The organism is Paenibacillus sp. FSL P4-0176, from assembly GCF_037975265.1.
GTDB classification, from domain to species: Bacteria; Bacillota; Bacilli; order Paenibacillales; family Paenibacillaceae; genus Paenibacillus; species Paenibacillus amylolyticus.
Map to the genome: position 1 here is coordinate 6,963,397 of NZ_CP150242.1, position 13,904 is coordinate 6,977,300.

Genomic DNA, 13,904 nt, shown 5'->3' on the forward strand with positions numbered 1-13,904 from the left:
TCAGCTCTTGGTACACCAAGGAACCCCATGCCGAATTTCACCGGAATGAACGGGCGAAATGGCCTGGGGTTGATTGAATGAAGATTTATTTAACAACTTGGGCAAGCTTCTGAACGATTCCGGCCCATCCCTGTTCCATACGTTCGCGTACGATAGCGTGGGCCTGTCCAAACTCGGTCAGTTTATCCGCATCCCAACCGCTGTGAATCAGTGTGAAATCCGTACCTTCGGGCTGTTCATTCGGTTGGAACGTCAACGTCCAGTCCTTACCCCAGCGGAATGACAGCTTGTGCAGCGGAAGAACTTCCGTCACCTGACATGGTGATTGGCCGAAGGGGCCTGCTTCCAATATAAACTCGTGACCTTCCACGGGTTCCAGATTGCCTGGCATGAACCAGGTTTTCAGTCCCTGCTCGGTCGAGACCATTTCCCACACCTTCTTTACAGGTGCATGGAGCATAAGTTCCTGCCGGATATCTGGCAGTGCACTTGATGAACTTGATGATGAATCCATTCGAATCACCTCCTTATACATTTCATTTCGTATAACTATCCGAATAGAAGTTGACCTCCGCTTTATCCCCACCCTATAATTGGAACATATTACATAAAAGGTGCGTGATTCCTATGATAGTCTGCTCTGAAAAATCCAATTCCAACCGTTGCCGGAAGGGATAATCCTGCTCATTCCCCTTCCACGTTTTCATTTTAATACATTTACATGTGGGGGACACCTATACTATGTCATTCAGTTATTACGGTCCATTATGCACCGCCGTTTATGATCTCACGAAACCTGTGGGACACTCCTTGGGAGGAGACATTGAATTCTATCGCCATTATCTTCAGCGCTGCAATGGACGTATCCTTGAAGCCATGTCAGGATCAGGCCGAGTGCTCATTCCTTTGCTTGAAGCAGGCTTGAAGGTGGATGGAATTGATTATTCAATGGATATGATCAACTCTTGCCGTTCTCGTTGTATGGAGCGGGCATTACCCATGCCTGAGCTGTTCGTTGCCGATCTGGAGAAGCTTGACCTTCTATATCGATACGAGGCAATTATCATTCCCGGAGGTTCTCTGCTCCTCATCCAAGACAGACAGGCGTCGATTAACGCATTACGTAATCTATTTCAGCATTTAGAACCTGGCGGCAGGCTCGTGTTTGATCTGTTTCTGCCCGATGTGACACAACCCTCTTCTGTAGAAACATCAACCGTTTCATTACCCGATGGTGATACGATCACGGTAGAAGTGAAAACCATTGAAGTGAACCTTCTACAACAGTACAAAGTGAGTCTGATCCGTTACGAACAATGGCATCAGGGTGCTCTTGTTGCTACGGAGCTGCAACAACTTACCTTGCGTTGGTACGGCATAGAAGAGTTACGCCTAATTCTCGAACACATTGGTTTCTCTGACATTAAAGTGTACGCCGACTTTAACCCGGATCAACCACCTACACAGTCGAATCAAAAATTCGTCTATGAAGCGACTCGAAGAGCGTAGTAATCCGTAATTGAATGGATATGCTGATGCTTCTCACTATAAAAAAATTAGGCCACAGCAAAGGTTATCCCCTGCTGTGGCCTATTTTACTATATAAAATTTGCAATAACATTTACATGAGAACGCAGAGGGCAGAAATAGCCTGAAGAAGCGGAGCTACAAGCTTTCTGCAAGAAAGCTACATCGAAAGCATACACTTCGCCTTTATCCTCAGATCGGAAGGTTATTCTGTCATCGGAGTGGCAAGTGTAAATGTTAGTGCAAGTTAGTATCCACGAGAATATTGCTCCGCAATGGCAGCTTGATCCTTACTGACACCCAGTTCCAGAGCCGCATGGTTCGCCCAGTACGGGTCACGCAGCATGCCTCTGCCAACGGCAACCAGATCCGCATCACCGTTTCCGATCACCGCTTGAGCCAACGCTGCATCCTCCAGCATACCCACTGCGATTACAGGAACGTTCAGTTCTTCACGGAAACGACGGGCAAATGGTACCTGATACCCCGGATAGTTCCCCGGTTTCCGCTGTCCGGAAGGACCTTCGCCACCTGAACTGATATGGAACATGTCCACGCCTGCATCTTGGTAGGCACGAGCGATATTGATGGTGTGGTCGATATCGTATCCACCATCCGCGTATTCTACAGCCGAAATCCGCAAAATCAGCGGCATATCTGCTGGCATTTCTTTTTTCACTGCACGAATGACTTCAACGCCAAAACGGGACAGATCCTGCCCATATACATCCTCACGATGGTTCATCAGCGGGGAATGGAACTGGTGGATCAGGTATCCATGTGCACCGTGCAGCTCAATGGTATCTACTCCAGCCTGCACTGCGCGGCGAACACCGTCTGCGAACTTCTGTACCATGGCTTCTACCTCTTCCGTGCTTAATGCACGAGGCTCCTTGTACTTTTCTCCCGGGAATGTAACTACCGATGGGGCAACCGGCTGCGGTGCATCCTCTGCTTTTCGTCCCGCATGTGCGATCTGAATAGCTACTTTGGAGCCGTAGGCATGAATTCCATCTACAAGTTTGGTGAAGGCAGGCACATGCTCATCTGACCATATCCCCAAGTCATTATCGGTAATACGTCCATCCGGATCTACATCGGTCATCTCGATTACAATTAGTCCTGTTCCTCCAACCGCACGGCTCACATAGTGAACCTGATGCCAATCGTTCGGAATGCCATCCTTCGCAGTGACAGAATATTGGCACATCGGTGCCATGACGACACGGTTATTTAATTGTAGGCTCTTGAATTGATAGGGCGAAAATAATTGTTCAGTCATTAATGTTACATCTCCTGTTCCATGATCATGATATATATGAACTCTTACTTATTTGTCTAAGTCCGAAAACAGTTTTCCGTTCTTGCCGTAATTGTCCTTCTCCAAATCCTCAATGAAGATAAAGACTTTGCTCGGATCAACATCCAGTGTCTCACAAGCCACCTGAGTCATACGTTCAATCAACTGACGTTTCTGTTCGACCGACTTGCCTTCCAGTACCTTAACCGTGATAAATGGCATGTCTTGAACACATCCTTTCTTCATCATTTATTATGAACCTCAGTTATAGAAATACAAGTACGTACATTTTTGTGACCTAGTACCCTTTTTGATACCTAGAAATCCTCATATTTCGGATCTGCCCCATTCTGGAAATGACTGCAAAACATGATATGATAACCGTAGAGAACCACAATAATTACTATACCCAATTTACATAAGTTGTGACTAACGGTACACGATAACGGAGAGGGCAGAAATAACCTGTAGAAGCGGAGCTAAAAGCTTTCTGCAAGAAAGCTGCATCGAAAGCATACGCTATCCTCAGATTTTCACCTTTGTAAAAGTGGATCAAAAAAATCTGGGGATAACAGCGATCAGAAGGTTATTCTGGCCTCGTAGTGGATCAGTGTAAAACAAGTAGTTCAACTTATATACTACTCAAGCTAGGGAGAGGTTATATATGAAAGATATATTAATTCAAAGACTGAGTACTTATGTTCAGATGGATACCCAATCCGATGAAAATAGCGAGACATGCCCTTCCACACCCGGCCAACTGGCCTTGGGCAAACTGCTCGTTGAAGAATGTACATCCATTGGTCTGCAAGATGTAACGATGGATGAGAACGGTTATGTCATGGCTACACTGCCATCCAATACCGATAAGGATGTTCCCGTAATTGGTTTCCTGGCTCACCTCGATACAGCGACCGACTTTACTGGCAAAAATGTAAAACCACAGGTTATCGATAACTATGACGGTGCTGATATTGTGTTGAACTCGGAACTGGATGTAGTACTGTCCAACAAGGATTTCCCAGAACTGCACGAGTATAAGGGCCACACGCTGATCACAACCGACGGTACAACATTGCTTGGTGCAGACAATAAGGCAGGCATTGCTGAGATCATGACGGCGATGGCCTATCTGATTGAGCACCCGGAAGTGAAACACGGTAAGATTCGGGTTGCTTTTACCCCGGATGAAGAGATTGGCCGTGGACCGCACAAGTTTGACGTAGCTGCTTTTGGAGCCAAATATGCTTACACAGTTGATGGCGGACCGCTTGGCGAGCTGGAATACGAGAGCTTTAACGCAGCCGCCGCCAAAATTACCGTACGAGGCACCAATGTGCATCCCGGAACAGCGAAGGATAAGATGGTGAACTCCCTGAAAATTGCGATGGAATTGAATCGACGCCTGCCTGTGGAGGAAGCTCCTGAATTCACGGACGGTTATGATGGCTTCTACCATCTGTTGTCTCTGGAGGGTGATGTTGAGCTGACAAAGATGAGTTACATCATCCGTGATTTCGACCGGGAGAAGTTTGAAGAGCGCAAAACAAATCTGCTCCATATCGCAAACGAACTGAAGACCAAGTATGGAGAGAAAAGCATCACGGTTGAATTGAATGACCAGTACTATAACATGCGCGAGAAAATTGAACCCGTACGCCAGATCGTCGATATTGCCCATGAAGCCATGACCCGACTGGACATCGAACCTGTTATTCGTCCCATCCGGGGAGGAACAGATGGTTCCCAACTATCCTATATGGGCATGCCAACACCAAATATCTTCACTGGTGGTGAGAACTACCACGGCAAATTCGAATATGTATCGGTAGACAATATGGTGAAGGCCACCCGTGTTATTGTAGAGATCGCTCAATTGTTCGAACAACGCGGAGATATCTAATCCACTTGAAGTGCAGAGCAAAAAGAGCACCCCTTGGTATATTCGGGAGGGTGCTCTTTGTTGTGCCGTATTGTATTTTATTGTGTCGCGTCATGTCGCTTAGATATGCAGGCTTGGGCTTTATTTTAAAATACCATCACTCATATATATTGCCTCCTGCGATGACGCGCAACTGTTCCAGATCACAGATCACTAGCTTTCGCTGCACTTTGCGAATAATATCTCGATTACACAGATCTTGAACAACTCTATTAAGATGTCTATAGCTGGTGCCCAGCATATCGGCCAGTTCGGTGAGCTTGGAGGTCTGGATCTCTTCCGAAGAAGACTCGTCCTGGCCCATTGTGGACAACAGATAGCTGGCAAATCGGCTCTCGACCGGATATAACATATTCAGACTCGACAGGTTGGAAAAGGTATACAATTTGTGCGTAACTTGACTCAGCATAAAGTGGAGAAACTTAGGGTTCTCTGCATACGTATTCTGGAGAGCGCGATAGCCGATACCCAGCAGCAGGCTTTTGCTCACAGACTCTACCGTATTCATAGCCTCCTTGCCATTCACCAGTTCCAAATCTCCCACAAGCGCAAGGGGTGTACTGAAACGAAGCAACAGAGACTTGCCGTTAGGCAGGGTGGTATAGATCTTGAGCTTGCCCTGCACGAGAAAATACAACCGCTCGGGTCGTTCACCTTTGGTACATATCATCTCGCCCTTCGCAGCCTCAAGTAGTCGCAACTCAGCGAGCGCAGGCTCGTCCAGCACCTGATCCAACCCGTTCTCACGGGCGAGTTGCCGCACAAGTCCAAAGTCCATAATTTCTTTCATTCCGACTTCCCTCCGTTGCCCTATATAATGTACACAAAAGGACACATGTCCTATATTTGATATACATCCGTACAAATATCTTGATATAAAAATAGTTACAACTAACACTTATATCCAATAAATCATTTTAGATGGGAAATATTTTAAAATTTAATCATAAAATGTTCATTCTTTCATGCAAAATGCCGTTCACGAAAAGTCATTTCCGTCCGATGAAAGATAGAGCATTCCATAGATCGTTAAAAATAATACATTCAAATATTGAAAGGATGGTCCTCTTCCATGAACGTTGTAGATGCCCTGCTTAAAGTAATGCCTTATATCAGCCTGATCCTCAGAGAACCAGCTAGTTTAACTCTTTACGATCACGAAAAAGTATTAGATGTCATTATGACAGATAAATTTGATCTTGGTTTTGAAAAAGGAATGTCACTCTTGGAATCGTATCAAAACTTTGCCATCTTAAAAAATGGAAGAGAAGCGACCCTTGCTACTCTCTCCAAGGAAGTTTATGGTATCGAACTGGATATTCTGAACATTCCGATCTTTGATGATCACCAGAAAGTTGTTGCTGTTTTCTGTGTATCTTACGACCAATCTAACCAGAACCAACTTGAAGACATTATACAAGAAAATCAAACCATCAATGGTAACCTCGTTGATATGGTGCAACATGTCGCCGCTCATGCCGAAGAATTGCAAGCAACCAGTGAGCAGATCTTGCAGAATACCAGACTTGCTGTTCAGAACTCTTCCCAAATCAACAAAGTAGCCGGGTTCATTCGTGAAATCTCAGAGCAAACCAACTTGCTTGGCCTGAATGCCGCTATTGAAGCCGCTCGTGTTGGTGAAGCTGGTGCCGGCTTCGGTGTGGTTGCTTCCGAAGTACGCAAACTCTCTGTGGATGCCAAACAAGCTACAAGTGACATCGATACCAGTCTGAGAGATGTACAACAGGTCATCAAACAGATGGAAGTTGAAGTCTCCCAGATTGCAGCCTCTTCACAGGAACAAGCTACGCTTGTATCCTCCTTTACGGATGTAATTGAGCAGCTTAATGAAACAGGGGAGCGAATGAAAGCTCTGTCTGAACAACTGATCAGCTATTCCGTTAAAAATTAATCAAAATATATCTTTGATGAACTTTGGCTAGTGCAAAGATACATTTTATATGCAACAAACAGGACTCGGGTTGCCCATGATGGATAATCCAAGTCCTGTTGTTTGTTGTGCCCATTTTATATAACCAACTACGTTCAGATAAAACCTTAATTGGTTACATGTATTGATTTATCTCCAATAACTTCTTCTTCCGACTGCCAGCATTCCACTTCACCCGGAATATGAATCCGGTCCCGGGTAAAGACGGGATCACGACCTTCAGCTTTCTGTTTCTTGTAGTCCTTTAACGCTTCGAAAGTCACCTTGGACAGCATCAGAATTGCAATCAGGTTCACCACCACCATGAGCCCCATGAACAGGTCAGCCAAATCCCATACCAGCTGTACTTTGGCTACCGCACCAAACACCACCATCGCGATAACGCAAATACGGTATACCCACAGCCAAACTTTGTTGGATTTGATAAACTCAATGTTGGTTTCTCCATAGTAATAATTTCCGATTAGTGTACTGAAGGCAAACAGGAACACCATAACCGCCAGGAATCCCGATGCCCATGAACCAATATGTACACTTAATGCAGCCTGAGTTAATTCAATGCCTCCCAGATTGGAACCTTTGTATACCCCGGATAGCAAAATAATCATGGCTGTGCTTGTACATATCACTAACGTATCTGTCAGCACGCCAAACGCCTGAATAAGTCCCTGTTTCACCGGATGTGTTGTATCCGCCGTTGCAGCAGCATTCGGGGCGCTACCCATGCCCGCCTCATTGGAGAACAATCCGCGTTTCACACCGTTCATCAGCGCAGCGCCTAAAGTTCCGCCAGCCACCTGTTCGATGCCAAAGGCATTTTTGACAATCAACGCAATCATGGCCGGAAGCTGGGTAATGTTCGCCAGCACCACAAAAGCCGCTACCCCAATGTACAATACGGCCAGTACAACAACGATGTATTCCGATGCTTTTGCAATCCGTTTGACGCCGCCCATAATAATTCCTGCAAATATCACAGCCATAATGATACCCACCGTTAACCGATCCGTGCCAAATGAGTTCTCAAATGCAACAGTAATCGTGTTAGACTGCACCGCATTAAAGACCAAACCAAATGAAAGCGTAATGAGAATGGCAAATAAAATCCCCATCCAGCGTTTCCCCAGCCCACGCTCCATATAATATGCAGGACCGCCGCGGAATCCGCCCTTATCCTTCACTTTATAGATCTGAGCCAGCGTACTCTCCACAAAACTGGAGGCTGACCCGATAATTGCAATGATCCACATCCAGAATATAGCCCCAGGTCCACCCAGTGCGATCGCCAGTGCAATACCGGTAATATTCCCTGTACCTACACGGGCCGCCATACTAATACAGAACGCCTGAAAAGGTGAAATTTTGCCTGGCTCCTTGCTTTTTGGCTCTCGAAGCACCTTTACCATATCTCCAATCATGCGGAATTGCATGAATCGGGTCTTGGTGGTGAAGTATATACCACATACTACCAATAATATAATTAACACTTTGGACCATAGAAAATCATTGAAAATGACGACAATATCTTGTATTGTTTGCTCCATCGGTATGCCCCTTTTTATGGTGTATTTCAAGCACAGAGATGGTTACACGAAAAGTTTGTACCATTCTGCACAACACTAGCCCCAGACTTCGGGATGTTACTTATACTACAAGGGCATCTACGGAAATCGACAAATACCTACATGCAATTCCTACATTTATTTTAAAAACGGGCTTTGATCGCCCAATCATTGTCATTTAACCTGACATGTCAGGTTCTATGCAAGAAGGAAAGGAACGATTACACTGGAACGAGAGTTCATCGCGGCGTTAACCGCCTTTACCATAGATTTATCAATCACACCATTCGCAGAGAAAGGGAATGACTGACATGCGTTATTTTATCGTGGATGATGATCCTGGCGTTCGTTCCATGTTGATGGATATTATTGAGGATGAAGGCCTGGGCGATATTGCCGGGGAAGCTGAGGACGGAGCACATATTCACGCGGAACTGTTGGAACTGCATAAGGTGGATGTACTGCTGATTGATCTGCTGATGCCCCAACGAGACGGGATTCAGACTGTGCGAGCGCTTGAAGGAAGGTTCGAGGGCAAGATCGTCATGATCTCCCAGATCGAGTCGAAAAATATGATCGGAGAAGCCTATTCACTAGGCATTGAATATTATATTACGAAGCCGATTAACCGGTTGGAGATTCTATCTGTTCTGCGGCTGGTGAGCGAAAGGCTTCGGATGCAGCAATCCATCGCAGATATCCAACGGACATTGCAGGGATTGTCCGGTTTGAATTCTACCGAACGTGCTGCGGCTCCGGTTCCGGACAAAACAATCACGACTGCAGGACATTTCCTGCTGTCCGAGATGGGCATGATCGGCGAAGCGGGCAGCAGGGATCTGCTGGACATGCTGGAATATCTGGAGCAGGTAGAGACAGATGAACATAAGCTGTCCCCCTATACGTTCCCATCCCTCAAAGACATCTTCCAGAATGTAGCGATACGTAAACTGGGAGAAGACGCCTCTCTCGCAGAGGTGAACAAGGAGATCAAGGCATCGGAACAACGTGTGCGCCGGGCCATCTTCCAGACTCTGAGCCATGTAGTTTCTCTGGGATTAACAGATTATACACATCCCAAATTCGAGAACTATGCATCCAAATTTTTCGATTTCACCGAAATTCGCAAGAAAATGCTGGAGCTGCAAAACAATGTGGAGCCTTCCTTGTCCCAGACACGCATTAATACAAAAAAATTTGTGCAGGTCCTATATTTGGAAGCCAAACGATTACTGCATTAAACAGATGCATAATGGATAAGATGCAAAAACAAACGGGCATGAATATTACACCGGTAGGATACGCCTCTTCAACTGAGGCTGTCCATACCGGCTATATTCATGCCCGTCTGTACGATCAAGCGTTACAATCTATGTGATTTGTTCCGTGTATAAAATTAAAATCGCTTTGGGTTCAGGCCCGTGAATGGTTTCGGCTAATTCGGTTATACTCATTAATCAATTCGTCCAATGCCATAGACTGCCGAATCACATCGGGATGCCCAAGACCACCCTTGTTATGCTCTACCAGCATATGAAGGTTATGTCTGGCCTTCTCTATTTTATTTTTCAAATCCAAACTCATAACCATGACCCCTGATACCTCCTTATTCTGTGAACCATTTTAGTTTTTCCTGTCAATCTATAGTTGGATTAACATATGGCATAGGAGACAAGGATGTTTTGTATTCTTCTCCAAATTTTGATAAAGATTATTTTATCACACTAGAGCTTATCCGAAAATGGCTGATATGACGCAATTTTAGTGGTAACACCGAGGGTTGGATTCTAACGTCTGGCCTCATCATTCACGGCCAGAACGGATTGTGTCGTAAATGTGTATATTGAAAAAACAAAAAGTCTATTGGTTCAAAAGGTAATAAAATCCCTTTCCATAATGGGGTCATTCAGGTACAATAGGGCGATGTGTGTGTCCGGACCCGGCGGATACAAATGATGTAATGTAGAGGACGGCCAACGACGGCCATTGATCCTGATTTGATATTATTGGAGGCTTATCATCACCATGCAGACCGATTCACAGACTAAAGTCAAAATTGTTAACGCCGATCCCAGCGCAATGGGATTATTTGGGTTGGCTATCGTAACCCTGGTCGCTTCTTCCCAAAAGCTTGGCATTACAGAAGGACTTAGCTACGCTATTCCTTGGGCGATCTTTTTGGGTGCTTTTGCCCAGCTATTCGCATGTATTCAAGATTCCAAACGCAACAATACCTTTGGCACAACAGCTTTTGGCGCGTACGCATTCTTCTGGTTTGCCATGGCTGCCAACTGGATGATCAAAATGGGCGTATTTGGCTCCACTCTCGCTGAACAGGCCGATGGCAAGCAGCTCGGATTTGCTTTTGCCGGATACCTCGTATTCACCCTGTTCATGACGATTGGTGCTATTGAAGCGAATAAAGTATTGCTTATCATCTTCATTCTGATTGACTTCCTGTTCCTTGGCTTGACCTTTGACGCTTTCGGCGTAGCTCCTCACATTTTCCACACCATTGCAGCATACGCTGAACTGGCGATCGGAATTGTGTCCCTGTATGGTACAGGTGCTTCGGTACTGAACGCTCACTTCGGTTATGCGTTCTTGCCGATCGGCAAACCGTCCGGCATTTTCAAACCCAAGGCTTAATATACAGCAGTAAACCGCCAGCGCGCCGGTCCGCGCTGAACTGCACCCCAATTGTTAGACACAACTACCAATTGGAGGTGCAGTTTTTTTTATGACCAAATTTAGCACAAATGTAAAAGTACAGCTGTTATGCGTTATGAAAAGGGTTAGGCGCCCTTCAACCAAAGAAAAAGGGGCGCTCATCCATGAAAAAAGGAACTAAAGCACAGAAGGATAAAACGCTAGTAGAAGGATCTGTAGAGGCTTTACAAGCAGAGGTAGAGCGTTTGAAAATGGAGAATCCTGATTTAAAAAGTTGAATGCCTCGGTTCGAAGCAAGGAAAAATCACCAAACAAGACAAAGCTCAAGTAGTCTATGAACTAAGGAACGAATTTTCGGTAAAAGCACTTCTACAGCTAGCAGATATCCCTCGTAGCGCGTATTATTACGTGGTAAAAGCGTTTGGTACGCTAGACAAGGATTAGAGCTAAAAGACATGATACAAGCGATTTATAAGGAGCATGAGGGATGCTATGGTTATCGTCGTATTCGTGACGAGTTAATCAATCATGGACACCATGTGAATCATAAAAAGGTACAGCGTTTGATGAAAGTATTGGGATTAAAGTGTTTGGTACGTATGAAGAAATATCGTTCGTATAAAGGGACGATTGGCAAGATTGCATCGAACCTATTAGAACGCAATTCCCACGCTGAAAGGCCAAACGAGAAGTAGGTTTACGGACATTACAGAGTTTAAATTGTTCGGAGAAAAACTATATTTATCTCCCATACTTGATCTGTATAACGGATAAATCATTACATATACGATTGGTTCAAGACCAATCTACTCCCTTGTTTCAACGATGTTAGATCGAGCATTTTGCAGTTTAACAAATAAAGATAAACTCCTTATTCATTTGGATCAAGGCTGGCACTACCAGATGAGATCGTATCGTCATGCCCTTGAAGAACGTGGCATCTCGCAAAGTATGTCCCGTAAAGGTAACTGTTACGATAACGCCGTCATGGAGAACTTCTTTGGCAACATGAAGTCCGAGTTTTTGTATTTAAAGGAATTTGAAAATATCTCACATTTTAAACATGAACTATCCAAATACATCGATTATTACAACAACAAACGCATTAAGACAAAACTAAAAGACATGAGTCCGGTACGGTACCGGATTCATGCAGCAGGATTGGCTCCTTTTTCTTCTTTGGAACTCATATAATGCTCCTATATCCAGCTTCCCCAACGATCCTCAATTACCCACATTTAGTCTTTAATTTACAAATTTTACAATATATCCACCTTTATTGATCCCAAACTATTGACAAACTAATGAAATGTCAAACCTTCTTCCACCCACAGACGATTCCCTCTTACTACGTTTATTTGATTGCATCAAAAAATCCTCTCCGATTTCCAGTGTTAAGTTCATATTAATATGAACTCTTTTTTCACTATCTACCTTGAGAGGATAACACCACGTTGTTGTCTCACTAGTCTTCCAGAACAATCACAGGAAAGTCATATACATAGGAGAAGATTGTAAAGATTATTAGGCAAAGTAAAATAAGTCTCCAGCTTAATCTATTAATACGATATGGTATTAAATAAAAATATAGAAGTATAATTGCCCAAACAAGCAACACGCCAAATGTTTGGGTGAATATTGAAGGTCCAAACAAATTTCCCGAAATTAAAATGAGTGCAAAACTACCAATTTGAAACCCAACTAACAAAAATAAAACGGTTATTATAGCGAAAAGAGTATGCTTATTCATAATATTCCTCCTTTTTACAAAAATTCATTGTTTAAACTGTATAGTAATGATATTATAATCTTGTTTCTATTACAATATCTGGAGGATTATCTATTATGAAAAAAGTTTCACTAGCCCTTCTTTCTAGCTTTACAGCTTATTCAATTTTTGCTTCTGCTGTTGGAGCATCATCAATCTCCGATGCTAATATTAGTGCCGAAATGCTAGAAAGTAGAGTTGAGCAATTAGCTCAAACAGATTTTAATAACTATGTTACAATTAATGAATTTGAAAGCGAATTGTCTTCATTTCTAAACAATGTTGTTCTGGTGAAAGAGTACCAGTACTTTACTCCTGAAGAAGTAGAGAAATGGGAAATTCTATCTTCCAACTTTCAAGCCATTCAATCTTCAATTGCACCTGCTCAAACTGCTTCGACTGCATCTCTTAATGCAGCAGTAAATAATACATACCCAAATTTACAGAGAGATATTGAGGGAGCAATTGTGACTAGCAAGTATGGTGCAGTAGTCCTTGCTGGAGTATATGTTGCAACTGACCGAGCTAACGAGGAACAACAAGTATACAAAAACAGATATGGCTTTACAACTACACAGGAAAATGAAGTTGACGCCTTTAGACACTTCTCATGGAACTATCATTTAACGGATACAATTACGATTACTAGAGGTGCTGCTACCTTTATAGCTGATAATCATGAATTCTCTGCTTTTGGTGTTAGATATGCAGAAAACAATTTTCCTACTGCTACTGCAGCTACAAAACTCGCACAGGGGATCTACTATACAAATAAAGTAAAAGGCGAAACCAATACAGCAAGTAAATTCAAATCTTTATTTGTTAACTCAAATTTTATGGATTTCAATAACAATGAAGCTGGCCGGGCTTATGAAAGCAAGGGATATAAAGACAATTACGAAGCGTTTGCAGCAGCAAAATCAAATGGACATGTAACTACTAGTCCAAGCCAGTGGACGTCTAGTAAATTATCAAGTAGAGCATATGATATTTACTCTGGAGCATTCAAATACTAGAAATAAAAATCGTGAAACTTGCCTGTAATTGATCAAATAGTTTTCATCACTTATCCATTCCTAAATTTATTCACCCTCTTTGTCATAATTAGTTTAAAGACTCTCGAATAATTCCGACCGTTTCCCAACACTCTAATGGGAAACGGTCTTTTAGTTTAAATGAAGTGT

At 43.6% G+C, this 13,904-nt stretch carries 12 protein-coding genes and 1 pseudogene; 7 read left to right on the top strand and 6 right to left on the bottom strand.

Annotated features, from left to right (window positions below):
- Positions 1-85: 85 nt before the first annotated feature.
- Positions 86-514: an SRPBCC domain-containing protein gene (locus tag MKY95_RS31780; protein ID WP_339196049.1), complete on the bottom strand. Its 429-nt coding sequence runs from the start codon at positions 512-514 to the stop codon at positions 86-88.
- 227 nt (positions 515-741) lie between these two features.
- On the opposite strand from MKY95_RS31780, the gene MKY95_RS31785 reads away from it, so the two are divergent.
- Positions 742-1,509 carry a class I SAM-dependent methyltransferase gene (locus MKY95_RS31785; protein WP_036671634.1) on the top strand — a complete coding sequence of 256 codons (768 nt, stop codon included), beginning with the start codon at positions 742-744 and terminating at the stop codon, positions 1,507-1,509.
- A gap of 265 nt (positions 1,510-1,774) precedes the next feature.
- On the opposite strand, the gene MKY95_RS31790 is transcribed toward MKY95_RS31785, so the two are convergent.
- Positions 1,775-2,809, bottom strand: coding sequence for an NADH:flavin oxidoreductase/NADH oxidase (locus tag MKY95_RS31790; protein ID WP_017691643.1), 1,035 nt, complete (start codon positions 2,807-2,809; stop codon positions 1,775-1,777).
- Between the two features lie 48 nt (positions 2,810-2,857).
- Entirely contained in the window at positions 2,858-3,049 is a 192-nt protein-coding gene (locus tag MKY95_RS31795) for a 2-hydroxymuconate tautomerase family protein (protein ID WP_017691642.1), read from the bottom strand.
- Between the two features lie 442 nt (positions 3,050-3,491).
- On the opposite strand from MKY95_RS31795, the gene pepT reads away from it, so the two are divergent.
- A complete protein-coding gene (gene pepT, locus MKY95_RS31800) occupies positions 3,492-4,730 on the top strand; it encodes a peptidase T (RefSeq protein ID WP_036671635.1) in 1,239 nt (412 codons plus the stop codon).
- A 136-nt stretch (positions 4,731-4,866) separates the two neighbouring features.
- Here pepT and MKY95_RS31805 read toward each other — a convergent pair whose 3' ends face one another.
- The gene (locus tag MKY95_RS31805; RefSeq protein ID WP_036671636.1) at positions 4,867-5,559 is read right to left on the bottom strand and encodes a cyclic nucleotide-binding domain-containing protein; all 693 of its coding nucleotides are present in this window, start codon (positions 5,557-5,559) and stop codon (positions 4,867-4,869) included.
- A gap of 282 nt (positions 5,560-5,841) precedes the next feature.
- Here MKY95_RS31805 and MKY95_RS31810 point away from each other — a divergent pair, with 282 nt between their 5' ends.
- Positions 5,842-6,681 (top strand): methyl-accepting chemotaxis protein, encoded by an 840-nt coding sequence (locus tag MKY95_RS31810; RefSeq protein WP_036612138.1) that lies wholly within the window; start codon positions 5,842-5,844, stop codon positions 6,679-6,681.
- Between the two features lie 146 nt (positions 6,682-6,827).
- On the opposite strand, the gene MKY95_RS31815 is transcribed toward MKY95_RS31810, so the two are convergent.
- The gene (locus MKY95_RS31815; protein WP_036612140.1) at positions 6,828-8,264 is read right to left on the bottom strand and encodes an alanine/glycine:cation symporter family protein; all 1,437 of its coding nucleotides are present in this window, start codon (positions 8,262-8,264) and stop codon (positions 6,828-6,830) included.
- Positions 8,265-8,593: 329 nt separating this feature from the next.
- Here MKY95_RS31815 and MKY95_RS31820 point away from each other — a divergent pair, with 329 nt between their 5' ends.
- Positions 8,594-9,523, top strand: coding sequence for a response regulator (locus tag MKY95_RS31820; protein ID WP_100528198.1), 930 nt, complete (start codon positions 8,594-8,596; stop codon positions 9,521-9,523).
- Positions 9,524-9,695: 172 nt separating this feature from the next.
- On the opposite strand, the gene MKY95_RS31825 is transcribed toward MKY95_RS31820, so the two are convergent.
- The gene (locus MKY95_RS31825) at positions 9,696-9,872 is read right to left on the bottom strand and encodes an aspartyl-phosphate phosphatase Spo0E family protein (RefSeq protein ID WP_017691636.1); all 177 of its coding nucleotides are present in this window, start codon (positions 9,870-9,872) and stop codon (positions 9,696-9,698) included.
- Positions 9,873-10,307: 435 nt separating this feature from the next.
- Between MKY95_RS31825 and MKY95_RS31830 the strand changes: the two genes are divergently transcribed.
- The 3 genes and pseudogenes from MKY95_RS31830 to MKY95_RS31840 all read left to right on the top strand — a co-directional run bounded on the left by MKY95_RS31830 (position 10,308) and on the right by MKY95_RS31840 (position 13,736).
- Positions 10,308-10,931: a GPR1/FUN34/YaaH family transporter gene (locus MKY95_RS31830; protein WP_036671640.1), complete on the top strand. Its 624-nt coding sequence runs from the start codon at positions 10,308-10,310 to the stop codon at positions 10,929-10,931.
- Positions 10,932-11,074: 143 nt separating this feature from the next.
- A pseudogene (locus tag MKY95_RS31835) lies at positions 11,075-12,146 on the top strand (IS3 family transposase); the annotation flags it as partial.
- A 651-nt stretch (positions 12,147-12,797) separates the two neighbouring features.
- Complete coding sequence (locus MKY95_RS31840) at positions 12,798-13,736, top strand: hypothetical protein (RefSeq protein WP_036671642.1); 939 nt, start codon at positions 12,798-12,800, stop codon at positions 13,734-13,736.
- Positions 13,737-13,904: the final 168 nt, after the last annotated feature.